This is a genomic window from Gluconobacter frateurii (assembly GCF_002723955.1).
GTDB lineage: Bacteria > Pseudomonadota > Alphaproteobacteria > Acetobacterales > Acetobacteraceae > Gluconobacter > Gluconobacter frateurii.
Genome location: NZ_BEWN01000003.1, coordinates 350,033 through 369,142, shown reverse-complemented (window position 1 = coordinate 369,142; position 19,110 = coordinate 350,033). Strand labels below are relative to the sequence as shown.

Here is a 19,110-nt window from a genome sequence, read left to right as displayed (position 1 = left end):
GTGAATTATCCCTTAGATACTTCCGCGGAAAAGTCTGCAGTCCATCTGACCCAACAGGGGCCAGAGGGCATACGTTTTGATTTCAATGACGGTTGCCGCGTGTATCTGCCATCAGGCAACTGGCACGTTACGTTAAGGGATTTGGATACTCATACCATTCTGTTCTCAGAAGACATCACTTCCGGCTATGTCCAGAGTTCCAAAAGATATTATGTGCGGTTTCGAATTGAGATAAAAAAACATGATCAAGAATTTTTTGTTCATGAAATGAACTTGAAAAGGAAACCGGTTCTTATTTCCATGCGACAAGGAGGTATAGGAGATCACCTTGCGTGGTTCGGACATGTGGCAGAATTTGCAAGAAAACATGAGTGTCACCTGACCTGCATTGTGCGCCCGGACGTCGTAGAATTGCTGCAGCCCAAATACCCAGAAATAAATATGGTGTCCTCTGAGGTTGAAGTAGATGGTGTATACTATGCAAAATATAAAGTTCTTATTTTTTATAATGATTTATCGCATTCCCACAGTCCGGTTGATTACAGAGAAGCAGGGCTGGAAGGAAATGCGGCTTTAATCTTGGGATTGTCAAAAATTTCACGAAGGCCTGAAATTTGTATTATGGATGGCGGCCGACCTTTGGCTGAACCCTATGTCTGCATCGCTACGCAGGCAACATCTCAAAATAAGTATTGGAATAACCCTTATGGATGGCTGGAGACCGTTCGGTTTTTAAAGAAAAATGGATATCGTGTTATTTGCATTGATAAAAATAGGGTTAGTGGGCAATCAACTATATGGAACCATATTCCATATGGAGCCGAGGACTTTACAGGGGCGCTCCCCTTATCAGAGCGGGCACGCTGGATTCAACACGCGGAATTTTTTATAGGGCTGTCTAGTGGGCTGAGTTGGCTGGCTTGGGCTGTAGGTGTGCCTATTGTTCTCATCAGTGGGTTTACAAGACCTGATAATGAATTTCAGACGCCATATCGTGTGATTAACTGGAATGCCTGCAATGGATGCTCGAATGATATCCGATGCCAACTCGATCCGGCCGATTATTTTTGGTGCCCTCGTCAAAGAAACACAGAGAGACAATTTGAATGTACGAAATTGATCTCGTCGCAACAGGTTATCGAGACAATTCAGAACATCCCTGATTTTGTAGGAATATCGGAATGAGCAACGCTAACACTTCAGATATTCTTCAATCAATCTTGAATTCTGGCAATTCAATCACGTCTGCCGAAGTAAAAACTGTAAAATCAGAGCAATCGCCGCTTAAAGAAAACCTTTTTGTTCCAGGCCAAAATCACGGAAAATCGATTAAGAGTGATAAAAAACCGTCTTATCCATCACCAAGTGAAACACCGACGCAGATAGGTCCTGAAGGTATTCGTTATGATTTTAACCACGGTGTTCGTGTTCAAGTTCCGGTTGGAGAATGGCGTGTCCGTTTTACGGATTTAGATACTTCAACTGTATTTTTCGACGGGAAGGGGAGTGGTTGTATCTTCCAGGGGCGAAAAAAACACTATCTTCGCATTAAATTGGAAGTCTTTCAAAAGGGTCTGCTAATTTTCTCGCATATTTATGATGCCAGCAATCGACAGGTGGCAGTAATTCTACCCGGTGGGACCGTGGGGGATAGTATAGGATGGTTTCCCTATGCTGTCCGATTTTGTGAGCAGCACAAATGCCAATTGGTTGTTATGCTGTCACCACATATGAAAGAATTGCTGGAACCTGCCTATTTGAATATAACGTTTGTAGAGCAGTCTTCGTTTGATGATATCAAAGACAATCTCTACGCCACATATTACATGGGGCTTTTTTTTCATGATGAAGATAATACCTGGCAACCTGTAGATTTCCGACTTGTCGGCTTGCATAGAACGGCGGGATATATTCTGGGTGTTTCTCCTATCGAGGAGGCACCCCGTTTGGTTGTTTCGGAAGAACGACCGATTTCTGAACCCTATGTTGTAATAGCTACTCAAGCAAGCACTCAATGTAAATACTGGAACAATCCATATGGATGGTACGATGTTGTTGAATATTTGAAGAGGTCAGGTTATCGTGTAATTTGTATAGATAAAGATCAGATCTATGGGCAGGGCTTGCACTGGAATCAAATCCCCCACGGGGCAGAAGATCAAACGGGAGCGCGCCCTTTATCGGAACGAGCCTGGTGGCTCGCACATGCCGAGTTTTTCGTGGGGCTATCCAGCGGCTTGTCCTGGCTCGCCTGGGCTGCACAAACACCTGTTGTTATGATTTCTGGATTTACGCATCCGATTAATGAATTCGAGACACCGTATAGAGTTTTTAATACGAATATCTGCAATAGTTGCTGGCACGATATTCGTCATCCATTTGTCCATGACGATTTTCTGTTTTGCCCGAGACATTCAAAAACGGATCGGCAGTTCGAATGTACTCAGAAAATAACTTCCGTGCATGTTATTGAAAATATAAAAAGAGTGATAAATTCACTTAACAATTAGTTTTGAAAACAAAATTTCTAGGTACAAGAAAATGGTCACCAATCGGGAGGTCCCGCCTTTCACTATCTGCTCCATGGCCATCATCTTCGGCCCGGCTAAGTTTGCGCACCAATACCAAGCTTTTAGGTGTCGTATCTAAAGGAAAGGTGTGTAACCCTTTTAGCGATATCGCAGAGTTAGCATTCTATAGGCTCGTATATTCTACAGGGATGTGGATAGTCCTGCGTGGCCTTCGTAAAAGCGGACCGTTCGCCTGAAACTTAAGTGTTTCTCTCAAGAGGATCCACTGATTTGGATGATCATCCGTGTTCTGTCCGGGCCTGCAAATATATTTACGATTGGCCGGGGGGGGTAGGGACATGCAGACAAAAACTAGCGGCCACACCCGTGTCATGGACCACTCACGCCTTTGCTAAAGCAGAAAAATGTGACGAAAGCAGCAATGGTGTTCTCTACAGTAACGTTTTTTTGGCAATAAGACATGCGAACCAGCCTTGATTTATACGGGCATTGAATCGAATGTAAGACGTCGATGTGATGATAATGCTGGCATGGGTATCTTGGGGCCCGAGAGGCCAAGATATTCATTCCGTTGTATGTGAAACAGCCTCCAAGCCTCCCAAAGCACTGAAAATCTTTTCTTCCACATTAGTAAATGAAGATAATTTTCCAGGTTTTTCTTGGCCATCTTCCGGAAATCCGTCTACGATGAACAGGTAACCCTCGTGCGTCTTCGGATTAAGCCAGAAGCCGGATCGCAGGCCGTACGCATCTCCAAGATGACCAACGAAGCCTCCCCGATACCCGCGCCATGGGGCGGTTGGATGACCCGAAGGATCGTGTGCGCCGGTCAATTGGATGGTGGCCAGTCCATAGCTCGCAATAGGATAAGTGCCCTCACCATTATGTCCGTCGTATCGCCATTCTGGTTGCAACATTGTGCGAAGCGATTGTGAGGACAGTACAGTTATACCATCAACCTTTCCTTCGCCGAATACGAACTGAGACAGGCGATAAAGGCCGTCCAGAGATATGCGAAGACCTCCCTGGGGAGAGAAGATCGTGGCATTCGTACCGATCCGGTATTGGGCAGAGGCTTCGGGAAGAAAGTGAATACTATCGTCTTTCGCCGCTTCGTAGCCATTTACTGTGTGATGATAGAGGGTTGCGAGCCGTTCTGGATGGTCAAGAAGTGCCGGATCGTAACCCCCATCAATTCCGAGTGGCGTCAGAACATGCTTTTGCTGATAAAGGTCGAAACGTTCCCTGCTGACACGCTCGACCATGGTGCCGATGAGGCCGTAACACAGGTTACAATAACTGAACCATGTCCCTGGCTTTCGTCCGGGAAGGAAGTGATAGGTCACCATTCCGGGGCGGCGTGACGGATCAAAAAATTCTGAAACCGCATGATTGGCCGGGATCACGTAGTCGTCTGCATCGGCGATGCTGGCCGTATGGCTCAGCAACATGCGCGGTGTGATTGGAACATTTGGAAAATCAGGATTACGGATGGTGAAGCCAAGATAGCGAGATGCATCGGCATCCAGGTCAACTTTTCCCTGGTCGACCAACTGCATCAGGCCAATGGTAGTAACAAATTTCGAAACGGAGGCAATCCGAAACAACGTGTCTGACCGCACAGATGTAAGGTCCATTCCGTTTTTGCGCGCGAAACCGCCTACATAACGATAGGATACTGCGCCATTATGGATGCGCATTGCGGCGATGGCTGCCAGTGGACGCGCTTCGCCGTGAGCAAGAACCTGTTCAAGCTGTGTATCTCTCGAAGGAGAAGGGGCGGCGTAGGCCGCTCCGCAGCTTGTCATGAGCAACAGGGCAGAAAGATTACAAATAAAACGCTGCGTCATTTCTGAGCTCCGTCGCCATGAGCTTGGCCGATCATTTTAACAATCCGTGCGGCTGACCCCGCCGCAAGTGTAAATCCGAGCGCGCCATGCCCCACGTTGAGCAACAGGTTCTCGCAACCGCTGTGTCCAACCATGGGAACTCCCGTGGGGGTGGCGGGGCGCAATCCTGTCCAAGGAGCGTCCGGGATATTATGGGCGATAACACCCGGCAGTGTCTGCCTGACAAGATTGCGGAGGGAGGCCAGACGATTAGGGTTGAGAGAGCGGTCCTCTGCACCGATATCGACCATAGCCGCTACCCGCAGAGCATCACCCAGGCGCGCATAAACGATACGGTTATCGTAATCAGTGACGCTGACGGAAGGAAGTGTTTCAGGGGAGGGCCGCAGCGTAAGGCTATATCCCTTGAGGCCATAAAGGGGGAGATGGATACCAAGCGGGGCAGCAATGTCACGTGCGTTCAGACCGGCTGCCAGGACAACCAGATCCGTTGCAAAACGGGTTCCGTCCACCATCAGTGCGCACCTTTTGGCCGTTTCCGGCACAAGAGCAGCCTTTCCCGGAAGGAAGCGAAACTTTTGGTGGCTAAGGAGAGATGTTTTCAGGGCTTTACAGAAAAGATAACTGTCCGCAACCTCATCTTCAGGCGAGAAGATGCCTCCCGCCAGATCGGGCTCAAGATGGGCAAATGCAGGCTCGATTTTTGCACATTCCGCCGGAGACAGAGCTTGTTCCAGTATGGGATCCTGAATGGCCGATACTGCTTTCCGAAAGGCTTTATTCTGGCGATATAGCACCAGCTTCCCGGCCTGCCGCCAAAAATATCCGTCCAGACCGTCGGCACGCCACGCCGCCATCTCAGCCTGCCCCTCCAGTCCGAGTTGCAGGAGCGATTTCGCGTTTCTGCGATTGGTAGAACGATTGCAGGCCGAAAGGAACGAGAGCATCCATCTCCATTGCCGCGGGTCAGCCCTGAGGTGAAGAGAAACCGGTGAGCCGGGTTTCAGCATCCAGCCGAGCGCCTGACGGGGTATTCCGGCATCGGCAAGAGGGCTGACATAACGATAGCTGAGCTGGCCCCCGTTGGCGTAGCTCGCTCCTAAACCAACATCTTCGTTCTGCTCGATCAATGTGACGTCGTGGCCTGCCCGGATCAGGGCGTAAGCCGTAGAGAGACCAATGACACCACCGCCTATAACCGCGATATGCTGTTTCACCGTGCGGCCTCGCGGGGTGTTGGCTCTACTTTCCGGGGATGCAGATCCTGCGCATCAAAACTAAAATCCGACCCCAGAAGCTTCATTGTCATCCCAGTGACCTTACCCTCAACAGTCCGTTCAAACTGAACATAGGCATCGTCCTCGCCATCCTGTTCCCGGTTGTCCCATCGAACAAAGAACAGGTCATGCGGTAGAGGATGCAGGGTGCCGCTTAGGCCGTCAGCCTTGGAGAATGTCAGTCGCAGGTCGTTGCCGCGTTGCGTGACGAACATCAGGCCGCGCCAGTCGTCCTTGTAGTTCCCGAGATAATCCTTCTGCTGTGCAGGGGAGAGCGCCACAAACGGCCGGGCTGGCGATCCTGGTCCGGTCGAGGCAGCGGAGGTTGCGTCCCGGGCTTTTGCTTCGTCTTCCTGATGCTTCCAGTAGCTGATCCAGTCATCGCTGTGCCCGGTGGCAATGCGTGCGCTGAGTGTCGTGGCCAGAGCGTAAGTGGCGTTATGGTCATCGTGATTGGTCAGGATCACAACAGCGCTTTTCAGCTCAGGCAGGAATGTGACGTAACTGACCATTCCACCGATCGTCCCGGTATGCCAAACGCGCTTGTGGCCGAAGAAATCTTCCATGAACCAGCCATAGCCGTAAGCGCGAAAATGCGTGCCGGTCAAAGCCGCGATGTCTGGCAGAGGAAGCAGGGCGTGAGGGGACCAGAGTATATCTCGGCTTTCAGTGCTGAATATTCGCCTGCCTTCAGGCGTCTGACCGCCATCAAGATAAACCTGGGCCCAACGGGCCATTCCGTCCACGCTACACCATATGCCGCCCGCAGGCGCCACGGCGGGAAATTGACGAGCGGCCTTCTCGGGTAAGGAAGAGTGATCTCCTTGGCCCGTAGCAACGTCCGGCTCGCCGCGGTAAGGCGGCGTAGACTGGCATGCGGGCAGACCAGCAGCATCAATGATACGCGTTTGGAGCGCATCCTCCCAGCTATGACCTGTAATCCGCTCAACCAGTGCTCCGGCGACAACGTAGAGCAGATTGTTATAGGCGTAGTCACTTCGGAAGGGGGCAGTGAACGGCATATGTTCAAGCCCTGCCAAAACGTCTTTTCGCGTGAACGTACTGTGCGAGAACAGCATCAGATCCCCGGCACCTAATCCCATGCCGCTGTGATGGGTCAGCAGATCCGACACGCGGAAATCACGCGTGATCGATGGGTCGGAAACACGGAATTCCGGGATATGATCAATAACATGATCATCCCATTTCAGCTTTCCGGCATCGACAAGCTGCGCGAGCGCTGTCGCCGTGAACTCTTTGCTATTGGATCCGATGGCGAACAGAGTGCGGCTGTCTGCCGCCAGACTGCCGGGATCTTCCGAGCGTCGTCCATATCCACGACTGAAAACGATTTTTCCATCCTGTACGATGGCGACGGCAATCCCGGGGACATTAAAAGCTTTGCGGGCGCGTTCAACGGTCGCGTCGATGTCCTGTGTTGTCAGTCCCGCAGGGAGAGTGGTGGCCTTAACCTGACGAAGAGGGAGCAGTAGCAGCGCCCCTGAAAGGATCGTCATTCCATACAGGCCACAACGCTTCATCATAACCTCTCCAATACTCCTGCCGTTTTGGTGGCTCAGCAATGAACCTTGATGTTCATTGCATCAGATAAAGCATGGAATGGCGGCCCGTGTCCCATGACGAGATATATGTCGGTGATAACCTTAGTCTAAATCATCTCATTCAGCTGACGCAGGTCACTGTCCAGTTCGTGCTGCATCAACGTGAGAATATCGCGTGATATATGCGAGAGGGCATAGTCTGCCCGGTACAGGACTGTGCAGGTAACATTCAGCGATGGAGAGAGCACGCAGGGGCGGGGCAGGCCTGGATGATGTAACACAGTCAGAGCATCCACGACTGCGCAGCCAACCCCAAGACGGACCAGTTCTGCCGCCATGAAGTGAGTGCGTACCCGAATGGCGGGCGTCATCGTCACGCCAGCCTCGTCAAGCGCGATATCGAGCAGATCGGCTGTCGGATCTTTTTCCGAGAGGCCCAGGTAGCGATGGCGATCGATATCCATCAGTGCCACGGGACCGCTTTCTCTCTCTTTATCAATCAGTACCAACGGAATATCGCCGATATGCTGTGCGGTCAGGCCTTCTCGGGAATAATTGCCAAAAACCACACCAAGATCGAGATCATGATTGAAAATTCGCGAGACGATCTCGGAACCGTGCAGGGTGTCGATTGTGACATCCGTGTCAGGATGACTGGCGCAATAGCTCCGTACCACTCGAGGAATAAGACTAAGGCCGAGGCTTGGCACACATCCGATATGGATAGAGTGACCATCACGGGCATAGCGCAGATTATGGGTCAGGCGGCGCAGGTCTGAGAGTTTTCCGAAGATAGCGTTGACGTGGGGCAACATGATCTGTGCCTCACGCGTCGGGATCAGTCGACCACCTTTTCGCTCGAATAATGCGAACCCAAGAGAGTGCTCCGCGTAGCGAAGAACCTTGCTGGCGGCCGGTTGCGAAACGTGCAGGACTTCGGCTGCTTTTCGCAGCGAGCCGGTCGTCATAATCGCATAGAAGACTTCGATCTGACGTAATCTCACGAGCGATACTTTCCAGAGAGCAAATAGGCAGACATATCTTCCAACACGACAAACGTGCGGCTTTCATAGCTCTCCTGTGGCATTTTGGGAATATTGCTGAAATAGCCTTCTTTTGAAGCGGTTGTTTCTTAACCTTAGTCTATCAGTTGCTAAAAAAAATCAACGTAGACGCTTAATATATCGAAAACGTAACATAAACCCGATGTGATCTTTCGAGGGAATACGGGTGATGTCGGCAATAAAGTTCTCAGGTAAGTCGGGAAACAAATCTCGTTATCTGTTTACGACCAGCCTCCTCGGAATTGTTGTGGCGAGTGTTGCTCCCTATGGGGCAGCAGCTGCTGCGGAATCACATCCGGCCGCCAGGGCTAGACACGTTTCGTCTCCCACGGCTTCCCATCCAGGCGCGATTTCACGAAAACGGCGCAGTACGATTGAGAGCGCTGATTCTGAATCGATTTCGGTCAGTGTATCACGTGTTCGCAGTCATGGCCCGGAAGTCGCGGTGACGCGCAAGGTCATGGACAGGTTTGTCGCTGGGACAAACCCTATGCAGGTCTTGGGCATGACAACCCCTGGAGCAAATTTCACGTCTACGGATGCCTTTGGCCTCGATACATATGGCAACACATTCTACGTGCGCGGTTTTACCCAGATGCAGATCGGCGCAACGCTGGATGGTATACCGCTGGGAACGCAAGGCTTTGCCAACAATAACGGTGTTTCCATCACTCAGGCGATGATCCAGGATGACGTTACCGGGATGAGCATGTCGCAAGGAGCGGGCGCACTGGATTCATTTTCTGCCCAGAATCTGGGTGGCGCCATGACCTATATGTCGTCCGACCCGAAAGACAAGGCAGGTGGCAAGATTAGCCAGACTTTCGGAAGCTATAACGCGTATCGAACCTATGCTCGCGTGGATAGCGGTATTCTGAATCAAACAGGCACGAAGTTTTATGCATCCTTTGCCCGTACGGACAGTGATCTCTGGAAAGGGGCAGGAGGCCAGAGCGAATTGCAGGCAGATGCGAAGATTGTTCAGCCTGTTGGGCAGCATGGGAAAATTACCGGCTTCTTTGGGTACGGCAACTTTCAGCAGATGAACTATCTGACCCTCACCAAAAACATGTGGCGGCAGATGGGACGCGATACGACTTATCTGAAGCCGGATTACGAAAAGGCCAAGCAATGGGCCTACTATGCACAATACACGTCCGATGTTCCTCCGGGTTATGAGGGAAAGTTGTCCAACGACGAGATCGGGGACTACGCTTGGGACGCCTCTCAGGTGCAGAGAACCTATCTTTCGGCGGTTACGGGCCATTTTGATCTCTCAGAGAAGATCCATTCAGATACAGTCGCATATGGAAATGTCAGTAGCGGTCTATATGGAGGCACCAATAACTTCGTGACGTCTCCCAGCTACGGTACTCCGACATTACAGGCGGACGGCTCGGTCACTGGTGTTCCGATGGCGCTGGGTATGTCACATGCAGATATGCGCCGACTGGGGTTCACTCAGAAAGTCTCGATTGAAACATCCCACAACAACTATATTGAAAGCGGCCTCTGGTACGAAAATAACCGCTGGATCTATGACTCCATGCTTTACGAAGATGGATTGACGACCGGCCATAACCCACTGGCTGACTTTAAAAAGGGTACGGGAAGCACCTGGTATAATGATGCCTACAATACCAACACATTTCAGTTCTTTCTTCAGGATCGTTGGAAAATTATTCCGGGTATGACGGTTCTGGCCGGGTTCAAGTCTCTGACGCAAACAACTCATGGTGGCACGAAAGCTGATTACACGGATCAACTGGCAGCCGAAGGTTGGAATACCTATTACCGTCATCCTGCTAACGGCACCATGACGGCTTCAGGCGCGTTTCTTCCTCATTTCAACTTTGATTATCATTTTCTTGATCATCATGAAATTTACTGGGATATTGCCGAGAACCTACGCGCGTATGATTATTATTCCCAGACTTCCACCGCAGGCCCATGGGGAGGCCTTGGTAATGCCTCGCAATCTGCCCAATCAGTATTTGATGCCAACAAGAATGTCCTCAAGCCGGAACGGACGTGGAACTACATTGTAGGCTATCGGTATGATTCTCAATTTTTCTCCGGAAGCGCAGACTTCTATCATACTGATTATTACAATCGTCTTGCATCTATTACGGAGGGAAGCACAGCCACGGCCCACAGTGCCTATCTGAATGTCGGCCGTGAAACCATGAATGGTGCAGATGCTGCCGTGACGATCCGTCCGTTTCGTGGGCTTGAAATTACAAACAGCTTTAGCTGGAACGACGCAGAGTATCAGACGACATCCATCAATTATGGGGGTAGCACCTACAGCCTGAAGGGTAAGCACCAAGTATATTATCCAAAATTCATGTATAAGGCGAACCTAAATTATACTTGGCGCAAGGCGATGTTCAATTTTAACGTCAATTACATTGGTTCCAGACCCATGACATATCTTAACGATGAATATGTTCCGTCCTATTGGATGGCAAATCTCAATCTTGCATACAACTTCGGTAAGGTCGGGTTTGCGCAAAATATAAAAACTACTTTCGGTATCACTAATCTGTTCGATAGCAACTATATTGGGGGCATTTACGGCGCAGCATCAGTCTCCGGAGATGATAACGCCAATCTGTTTGTTGGCGCGCCTCGTGAGTACTTTGGTACTGTCTCTGCGGAATTTTAACCTGACGCGATAGCTCAATGGAGTGGTCTATGGCATAGACATAGACCACTCGCCTGCCATTCACTCTCTGGAACGATTATGAAAAAGCTTCTTATGGTGTCGGTCTGTGCGCTGACGTTCTCGCAAACGGCTCTTGCACAGCCGATTACTGGCTCAGTCTATACAGACATGCCGGCGGACTTCCATGAGACCAATTCAGCTTTCGACTATACCCGCCAGGATGTGATGATCCCGATGCGTGACGGGGTTAAGCTTCACACCGTCATCCTCATTCCGAAAGCGGCCAAAAACGCCGGGATGTTAATGACCCGTACACCTTACAATGCTGCTCATATGGCCTCGCTCGGATCGAGTAACCATATGGCATCCATTCTTCCTGGGTATGACAACATGCCTGATGTCATCGTTGAAGGGGGATATATCCGCATTCTTCAGGACATCCGTGGTAAATTCGGTTCCGAAGGTGACTATGTCATGAACCGGCCAATGCGGGGGCCCTTGAATGGCACCGCTGTCGATGAAAGTACCGATACCTGGGACACTATTGAATGGCTGGTGCATAACGTCCCGCAGAGCAACGGTAAGGTCGGCATTCTGGGTGTATCGTACGACGGATACACCGCGATCACTGCGCTATTCCATCCGCATCCGGCCTTGAAGGTTTCGGTGCCAATGAACCCCATGGTCGATGGCTGGATGGGGGATGACTGGTTTCATAATGGTGCGTTCCGCGAGGAGATGCTCCCATATATTTACGATCAGGGGGCTACGCGAAAAAACACCGCCAAATGGTGGAACAGCGCTTATGACTCTTACACATTTTTCCTGAATGGTGTTTCCGCAGGGGCAGTTGGCAAGTCTCGCGGCATGGACCAGATCGGCTTCTTTCGACAGTTGCTGGCCCATCCTGCTTATGATTCGTGGTGGCAGTTACAGGCGCTTGACCGCCTTCTTCCCAAAGAGGGGCTGAAAGTCCCAACCATGCTGGTGCATAGTCTGTGGGATCAGGAAGACAACTATGGCGCGATTGCCGTCTATGATGCGTTGCGGAAAAACGCCGGGGCACGGCCTAATCTCTGGCTTGCGATGGGCCCCTGGAATCATGGTGGTGAAATCCACGCAGCCAGTATGCTCGGTTCAGTGGATCTCCATTCCGATACAGGGCTGTATTTCCGCAAGCACGTTCTGATGCCGTTCCTGGCGCATTATCTCAAGGATGATGCAATCCCACTTCCTGCACGCGTGACAGCCTATCGCAGTGGTGAAAACGAATGGGAGAGCATGGACGCTTTGCCTGCGCCGGAATGTGATAGTGACTGTTCCTCTCTCTATTTCCAGCCAAACCATGGTCTTTCTTTTTCAAAACCGGACGGACATGCAGGGCAGTTGACCTATGTTTCTGATCCGGATCACCCGGTTCCGTATGTCTCTCGTCCCGTCATTTCGAAAGATGAGGCTAATTCGGGGTGGCGTTGGTGGTTGACTACTGATCAGCGCAACGCTGGCGCCCGCCCGGATGTCTTATCTTTGACTTCAGACGTTCTGACGAAGCCGTTTACCATCACGGGTGAGCCTCTGATGCATCTCACGGCGACAACAACCGGGACTGATGGAGATTTTGTCGTCAAACTGATCGACGTTTATCCTGATGAGGTTGCATCTCAGCCTGCCATGGGTGGTTATCAGTTGATGGTATCTGGCAATATTTTGCGCGGTCGGTACCGCAAAAGCTTTGAACATCCTGAGCCAATTCCGGCGAACGTAAAGCAGGTCTATCCCGTGCGTCTGCCGATGGTGAACCATACCTTCCTGCCAGGGCATCGTATCATGATACAAGTCCAGTCGAGTTGGTTTCCGCTTTACGACCGCAATCCGCAAACTTACGTCGATAACATTATGATCGCTCCAAAGAGCGCATATAAATCAGCGACTATTTCGGTGGATGTCGCAGGTAGTTGGTTGGAAATACATGGTGGGACCAAGCCAGTCCTGTAAGTAAAGGTCTCTCAAACGGGCTCTGGTGCAAGTTTAAGATTGGCTGAGTGTATCGTCGGTTTCTTGAAGTTTGCCCCCTCTGCTTTCGGGGCAGAGAGGGTTGCGATTTGCTCGGACTGTTCATTTAGATGATTGAAACGGCTGTACGGCGGAAAACGTCATCTTCGATTTTAAAGATTGAACTCCTTAAGAGCCGCAGGAAGGTTATGATTTTCGTGGCCAGATCGACAGAGCTTTATCAGAGAGAAGCGTTGTAATGGCGTTAGAGCCGCCCATTTTTGTGGCGGTACGGGAGAGAGATCTTTTTCCACAAGCTGTTTCTGGAGGCAGGTCGGCACAGAGTGGCTTTCTTTCCATTCTGTAGGTTGCGTCTGAGTAAGAAAAACAGGCTCTTCATTGGCGCGAGCCCGAATTAAATCTTCAAGTAATCCTCGATAGATCTGCCTGTGTGTGTCTGAATCTGTAGAGCGGTAACAGAGTTCGTAGCGATCCTCATAATTGAAACGGCTCCACTGACGAAGACTGAGCTTTATTCCACATTCATCGAGCTTCATGCGTACGCTCATGGGAATACAACGTAACGTCTCTGCAAAATCGCGCTCGAACCCGAATATCTGTAGATTTGCGATCATGGTTCTGTCTCTTGAAAAGCAGGGCCGTTCACGAAATAGGTGCTGGTGTAAGCCAGCCTAGTTCGTAAAGACGCTTCATGTTCGCAGGCGTTAACCAAGACTGTGCCTGCATTGCCTGGACCATCCAGTTAATTGAAAGATCGGCGCCTGTGGTCGAAAAATCGAATTGCATGGCGTTTGGATTATTCTGATAAGGCATGATCTGCTCGGTGGCTTTTGATGGAAGGCTTAAACCGCCATTTGAAAGTGAGCGGGAAAGCTGACGAACGACTTCTGCAGAATTGCCGGGGTTCATACAGAAGCGTGTGGCTTCGCCGATGGCAGCCTGCAAAGCTTGCAAGAGCGCAGGTGAACTCTGCTCCCATCGTTGTGTGGTTACGAGCGTCTTCTCCAAATGACCGGGATGGATATTGGCGGAGCCAGCTACGATAGAGCCGAGGCCACGCAGGTCCGCTTCCGTTCCCCATGGTGGACCCGCACAAAAGCCGTCGATTTCCCCGTCAGCCAGAGCATCGATCATGCGGTCCGGTGGCATGATGACGATTTCCACGTCCTGTTCTGTGTCAACCTTCACGCTTCTGAGGAAATCCATCAGAATAAGGAAGTGGGTCGAGTACAGATGCACAACGGCCAGCTTTGGGCGGCGGCTTAGGCCATTACGCCAGCTTCCAAAGCTTCGGCGTCTCGTTATGTCATCTGTATCAAGGAAAGAGGGGATGAGCTGTCCACGCAGGACAACCGTGTTACCACCGCGGCTGACAGGAATTCCCGGCCCGAGATTGATTTCTCGGCCACGGTGACCAAGCGCTGTCATAATCGCCAGAGGCGGAAAAATCAGAGCAGCGTCCAGTCCGTTCCAGACGAGACCATCTGCAACATTGGCCCAGGATGGCGATACGATAAGTTCTGCATCCAGCCCATGTCTCTCAAATATTCCTAGATTACGAGCGATAATAAGAGGGGCGCTATCTGCCAGCCTCAGCAAGCCTATTCTGATGGCAGAACTCATGATGCATCATCCTTGGTCTGAACCCGGAGGTAATCGGCGGCAACATCCACCATTTTGCGGGCCTGTTGCATGGCCCGGCGTCTGAACCAACGATAGGCTTCAGCCTCGCCGCAGCGTTCGTTACGCATGAAGATTTTCTTCGCTGTATCGACCGTTTCCCGATCCGAGAGAACCTGCCGGGCTGCTTTGAGTTCAGCCGTTGTTTCCTGAAAACGGCGATATAGGGCAATTGCCGATCGAAGCAGGGGTTTGACGTTCCGAGGCGGTGTATCCATCACGTTGTAGGAACAGACTCCTGCTGCAAAAGCATCTTCCATAAGAGTCTCATCGTCTTCGTCGACAAACAGTGCGATGGGGCGTTCAAGACCGGAAGAAGACAGCGCACGGACACTATCTAGTCCATCGCGGTCAGCGCGGCAGATATCCACGAGCACAATGTCAGGAACATGGGTTTTGACGGCTGCAATCAGGCTTTCATACCCTTCAAGCCGGATGACCTCCAGTGAAGGGTCAGCTTTCAAAATTTCTGACAGGGCCCCAGCACGCTGGGAATTCTCGTCTGCGAGAAGAATTTTCATTGTCATGGGCCCGGCTCAGTACACGTCACGGACGTAGCGTCCATTTCGGGTGAGGGTACTGACATAGTCATCAGCCTGCTCCGAAGACATAATGCCATGACGTGCCACGATGCGCCGCAAGGCACTGTCCACATCCCGAGCCATACGGGCGGCATCTCCACAGACGTAGAAATAGGCGCCTTCCTGCAGCCAGTTCCAAAGTTCTTCCCCGTTTTCTTCCATCCGGTCCTGGACATAAATACGTTGGCCCTGATCACGGGAGAATGCCGTGTGCAAATGCGTCAGGCAGCCTTGCGCCATGAAGCCTTCGAGTTCCTCGCGATAGTAGAACCCGTTTTCTTCATGACGTTCTCCGAAAAAAAGCCAGTTTCGGCCGGGGCTGTTACAGGCGGCACGCTCTTGAAGAAAGGCGCGGAAGGGGGCAATGCCTGTGCCCGGTCCAACCATGATGACAGGTTTGGCATCGTCTTTCGGCAGACGGAATTGGGAGGTTGCCTGCAGGAAAACCGGGACCTCCGCCCCCTCGTGTAAACTCGCCAGCCAGTTTGAGCATAGGCCGGGATAGGGATCATTATTGATACCCACAGTGATGTGGACGCTCTCAAGGCAAGCTTTCAGGGACGATGCGATTGAATAAAGGCGCGGCTGCATCCGTCGAAAAAGGTTCGGGATCTCCTGCGCCTGCACGTCGAGTTTGGTGGTAGCCAGCAATTCGGGCAGGTAGCCGGCAGATTGTGCTACCAATTTTTCCAGAAGCGCAGGAGATGGCCGGGAAAGATCGAAATGTCTGGTCAGGGCATCTTCCAGAGATACGATCCCATGGCCCCGAACGGAGACTGTCGTATCGGGAGACAGACCCAGAGAGTTCAAAACTGTTTCAACAGTCAAGCCAGCATTGCAGGGCCAGACCCCGAGAGCGTCCCCAGGTTCATAGTGCAACCCTGTCCCTGAAAGATTCAGAACGATCTGCCGGGTTTCCTTGTCGCTATTACACCCCGTCAGGCAGTGATTAAGGCTGACGCGTGCAATTGCAGGAGTGGCCCGTGTGATGGCAGGTGCGTCACGTAACGGAACGTCTGGTTCGGAAACTGCTTTGATGCCAAGGGCGGCCAGGAATCTGTGTTGCCAAGCCTCAACGGTTTCTTCGTAATCGGGCTCGCAATCCAGCCGAGGCATAAGTGGGGTTGCACCGAGGGTTATCAGGCGCTCATCAAGAGCCCGACCAAACCCGCAGAAATTGGCGTATGAAGAGTCCCCCAGCGCCACCATGGCGTAACGAACATCTTCAAGCGATCCTTGAGTTTTGCGAAGCTCATCCCAGAAAGCGCTGGCGCTATCGGGAGCATCTCCGTCGCCGAAGGTGGAGACGACGAAGAGGACTGTTCCGGAAAGATGGGCTGGTTTGCAGGTCTCTAGGCTCATCGCATCGACGTCGTACCCGCTTTCTTTCAGCCAGATGATGAGTTCTTCGGCAAGGCCTTCTGCCCGACCTGTCTGGGAGGCCCATCGAAGAAGCAGTTTGAGCTGGGTGTTTGTCGGTCTTTCTGAAACAGCAATATCCTTCCTTACAGGACTGCGTGCATATAGGCCTGCTAAAAGGCCATTAATTCTGGCTTTCTGCTCTGTCGGTAAAGGAGCGCTCGGAGGAACAAAGGGAAGCTCGTTTTCCGGTGGAGCAAGCCTCAGGCCTTCCATAAAGCCCGTCAACCACTGACGACTTTCGACAGACAGAGCCAGTGGCTCTGAAGCAACGAGGCCAAGATGCTGTGTCAGGTGGTCAAGCGGCATAGTAGCAGCGTTCTCCTCTGCCGAAGCAGAAAAAGGTTCGATGCGCGAGAGGGACACCGCGCAGTGTTTGATCCCGGGCTGAAGCGAGACGGGGTCCGTGAAGTCGGCTGTGACAGCATTGATTGTCAGATTTTCGCCGAAACGGTCGTTCCAGTGGAAGGGCGTGAAGCATGTTCCGGGCGAAACGCGATCGGTAGGACGGGCGGGGAGGACCGCTGTGCCTCGGCGTGACCGAAGTTCGACAGGATCTTCCTTGCCGATACCCAGTCGTTCGGCGTCGGCCAGAGCGATTTCGACAAAAGGCCCGGGGTTAAGCTTGTTAAGTCCATCGACCCGACCGGTTTTTGTGAGCGTGTGCCATTGGTGCTGAAGACGGCCCGTGTTGAGCAGGAAAGGAAAATCCTCATCCGGCTGCTCTTCGAAGGGGAGATAAGGCCGAGGATGAAAAACCGCTTTTCCGTCATCCGTGGCGAAGACAGGCGGTTTATTCGGGTCTGGCCGGTAGCGGATCGGATGGCGGGGTACGGTGTCCCCCATCTGGCTCGGCCACTGGACAGGTCCGGATTTCAGGCGGCTATGACTGACCCCGGAAATATCGTACCCCGTTTTGGGGTTGGTGAAACGGCTGAGTTCCGCGAAGACTTCGGCAGCAGATGAGAAGGTGAAAGCCTTCTCAAAGCCCATTTCGCAGGCAACGCGTGCAATGATGTCCCAGTCTGCGATGGCTTCACCAGGCGCGGAGACAGCCTGCCGGGCCAGGGTCATGGTGCGGTCTGAGTTGACCAGTACGCCGTCTCCTTCGGCCCATAATGCCCCCGGAAGAAGAATATCCGCATATGCAGCGGTTTCCATGTCGGCGTAGGTATCCTGAACAATAACCAGCTCTGCGGCTTCAAGGGCAGCCGTGACGTTGGCGCGCCGTGGCACGGTCACGACAGGGTTGGTGCAGATGATCCAGCACGCACGGATTTCACCGCGGCTCATGGCCTCGAACATTGCTATCGCGCCATTGCCGCCCGCCTTGCGAATGGTTCCTGCGGGTAGCTTCCATTGCTGCTCTACAAAGGCGCGGTCATCATCGACCAATGCCGAGCGCTGCCCGGGGAGGCCGGGTCCCATATAGCCCATTTCCCTGCCACCCATGGCGTTGGGCTGCCCGGTAAGGGAAAAAGGCCCAGCGCCAGGGCGACAGATGGCGCCCGTCGCGAGGTGAAGATTGCAAATTGCGTTGGTATTCCACGCTCCCGAAGTGCTCTGGTTCAGTCCCATGGTCCATAAAGTCAGCCATGTATCTGCTTCCGCAATCCATCTGGCGGTGGTTTCGATATCGTCCTTCGAAAGGCCGGTAATCTCGGCAACGCGCTCGGGAGAATAATCCGCGAGAAAAGCGGGCATCTCGCTCCAGCCTTTTGTCGCACTGGCTATAAAGTCCGGATCTATCGCGTCATCGCGGACCAGAATGTGAAGCAGGCCGTTCAGCAGAGCCAGATCAGTGCCGGGACGGATCTGAAGGAACAGGTCGGCCTTGTCTGCCGTCGCAGTCCGCCGTGGATCAACGACGATGAGTTTTGCTCCCTGACGCTTACGGTCCATCAGGCGCAGGAACAGGATCGGGTGACAGTCGGCCATATTGGCGCCAATCACGAAGAACAGGTCCGTGCAGTCGAAGTCCTCGTAGCTGCCGGGGGGAGCGTCTGCGCCCAGAGAGAGCTTGTATCCAGCACCTGCCGCAGCCATGCACAGGCGCGAGTTGGACTCGATATGCTGGGTTCTCAGGTATCCCTTGACGAGTTTGTTCGCCAGATACTGCGCTTCCAATGACATCTGCCCAGACACATACAGAGAGATCGCATCCGGCCCATGTTTCTCCAGAATGTTCTTCAGGCGACGGGCCGTTTCCTTGATGGCAGCCTTCATTTTGGCGGGAACGGGCAGGGACGCTCTGTCAGGCCGGATCTGGGCGATATCCAGCCGCGCGGACGACGACACCGGCTTGTTGCAGGAGCTTCCCTTGGTGCACAGGCGACCACCATTCGTCGGGTGCTCGGTATCTCCACGCACCTTGACGATCTGATGGTTCTCAACCTCCAGCACGATGCCGCAACCGACACCGCAATAGGGGCAGACAGAACGGATGTCTTCCCGTATCATGACTG

The 19,110-nt window shown here is 52.3% G+C and carries 12 protein-coding genes; 4 read left to right on the top strand and 8 right to left on the bottom strand.

What is annotated here, in order from left to right; genetic code table 11:
- Positions 1 to 1,185, top strand: a complete 1,185-nt coding sequence (locus tag GFR01_RS10345; protein WP_099182389.1) for an autotransporter strand-loop-strand O-heptosyltransferase — start codon at positions 1 to 3, stop codon at positions 1,183 to 1,185.
- Positions 1,182 to 2,510, top strand: coding sequence for an autotransporter strand-loop-strand O-heptosyltransferase (locus GFR01_RS10340; protein WP_099182388.1), 1,329 nt, complete (start codon positions 1,182 to 1,184; stop codon positions 2,508 to 2,510). The genes GFR01_RS10345 and GFR01_RS10340 overlap by 4 nt, the downstream gene beginning before the upstream one ends.
- Before the next feature lie 584 nt (positions 2,511 to 3,094).
- On the opposite strand, the gene GFR01_RS10335 is transcribed toward GFR01_RS10340, so the two are convergent.
- From GFR01_RS10335 to GFR01_RS10320, 4 genes are all read right to left on the bottom strand, one after another.
- Entirely contained in the window at positions 3,095 to 4,381 is a 1,287-nt protein-coding gene (locus GFR01_RS10335) for a serine hydrolase domain-containing protein (RefSeq protein ID WP_099182387.1), read from the bottom strand.
- Positions 4,378 to 5,598 carry an FAD-dependent oxidoreductase gene (locus tag GFR01_RS10330; protein WP_099182386.1) on the bottom strand — a complete coding sequence of 407 codons (1,221 nt, stop codon included), beginning with the start codon at positions 5,596 to 5,598 and terminating at the stop codon, positions 4,378 to 4,380. Before GFR01_RS10330 ends, GFR01_RS10335 begins: the two co-directional genes overlap by 4 nt.
- Positions 5,595 to 7,202, bottom strand: coding sequence for a serine hydrolase (locus GFR01_RS10325; protein WP_099182385.1), 1,608 nt, complete (start codon positions 7,200 to 7,202; stop codon positions 5,595 to 5,597). The genes GFR01_RS10330 and GFR01_RS10325 overlap by 4 nt, the downstream gene beginning before the upstream one ends.
- Before the next feature lie 125 nt (positions 7,203 to 7,327).
- Positions 7,328 to 8,224 (bottom strand): LysR family transcriptional regulator, encoded by an 897-nt coding sequence (locus tag GFR01_RS10320; protein ID WP_099182384.1) that lies wholly within the window; start codon positions 8,222 to 8,224, stop codon positions 7,328 to 7,330.
- A gap of 229 nt (positions 8,225 to 8,453) precedes the next feature.
- Here GFR01_RS10320 and GFR01_RS10315 point away from each other — a divergent pair, with 229 nt between their 5' ends.
- Positions 8,454 to 10,952 carry a TonB-dependent receptor domain-containing protein gene (locus GFR01_RS10315; RefSeq protein ID WP_145994566.1) on the top strand — a complete coding sequence of 833 codons (2,499 nt, stop codon included), beginning with the start codon at positions 8,454 to 8,456 and terminating at the stop codon, positions 10,950 to 10,952.
- A 78-nt stretch (positions 10,953 to 11,030) separates the two neighbouring features.
- On the top strand, positions 11,031 to 12,947 hold the full coding sequence (locus GFR01_RS10310) for a CocE/NonD family hydrolase (RefSeq protein WP_099182383.1): 1,917 nt from the start codon (positions 11,031 to 11,033) through the stop codon (positions 12,945 to 12,947).
- 170 nt (positions 12,948 to 13,117) lie between these two features.
- Here GFR01_RS10310 and GFR01_RS10305 read toward each other — a convergent pair whose 3' ends face one another.
- Genes GFR01_RS10305 through GFR01_RS10290 form a run of 4 tightly spaced genes read right to left on the bottom strand, consistent with a single transcriptional unit; the run spans position 13,118 to position 19,105 of the window.
- Positions 13,118 to 13,579, bottom strand: coding sequence for a nitrate reductase associated protein (locus GFR01_RS10305; RefSeq protein WP_099182382.1), 462 nt, complete (start codon positions 13,577 to 13,579; stop codon positions 13,118 to 13,120).
- A gap of 28 nt (positions 13,580 to 13,607) precedes the next feature.
- Entirely contained in the window at positions 13,608 to 14,588 is a 981-nt protein-coding gene (locus GFR01_RS10300; RefSeq protein WP_099182381.1) for a CmpA/NrtA family ABC transporter substrate-binding protein, read from the bottom strand.
- Positions 14,585 to 15,166: an ANTAR domain-containing response regulator gene (locus GFR01_RS10295; protein ID WP_099182495.1), complete on the bottom strand. Its 582-nt coding sequence runs from the start codon at positions 15,164 to 15,166 to the stop codon at positions 14,585 to 14,587. The genes GFR01_RS10300 and GFR01_RS10295 overlap by 4 nt, the downstream gene beginning before the upstream one ends.
- A 15-nt stretch (positions 15,167 to 15,181) precedes the next feature.
- Positions 15,182 to 19,105, bottom strand: a complete 3,924-nt coding sequence (locus tag GFR01_RS10290) for a bifunctional nitrate reductase/sulfite reductase flavoprotein subunit alpha (RefSeq protein ID WP_099182380.1) — start codon at positions 19,103 to 19,105, stop codon at positions 15,182 to 15,184.
- Between the last annotated feature and the right edge of the window lie 5 nt (positions 19,106 to 19,110).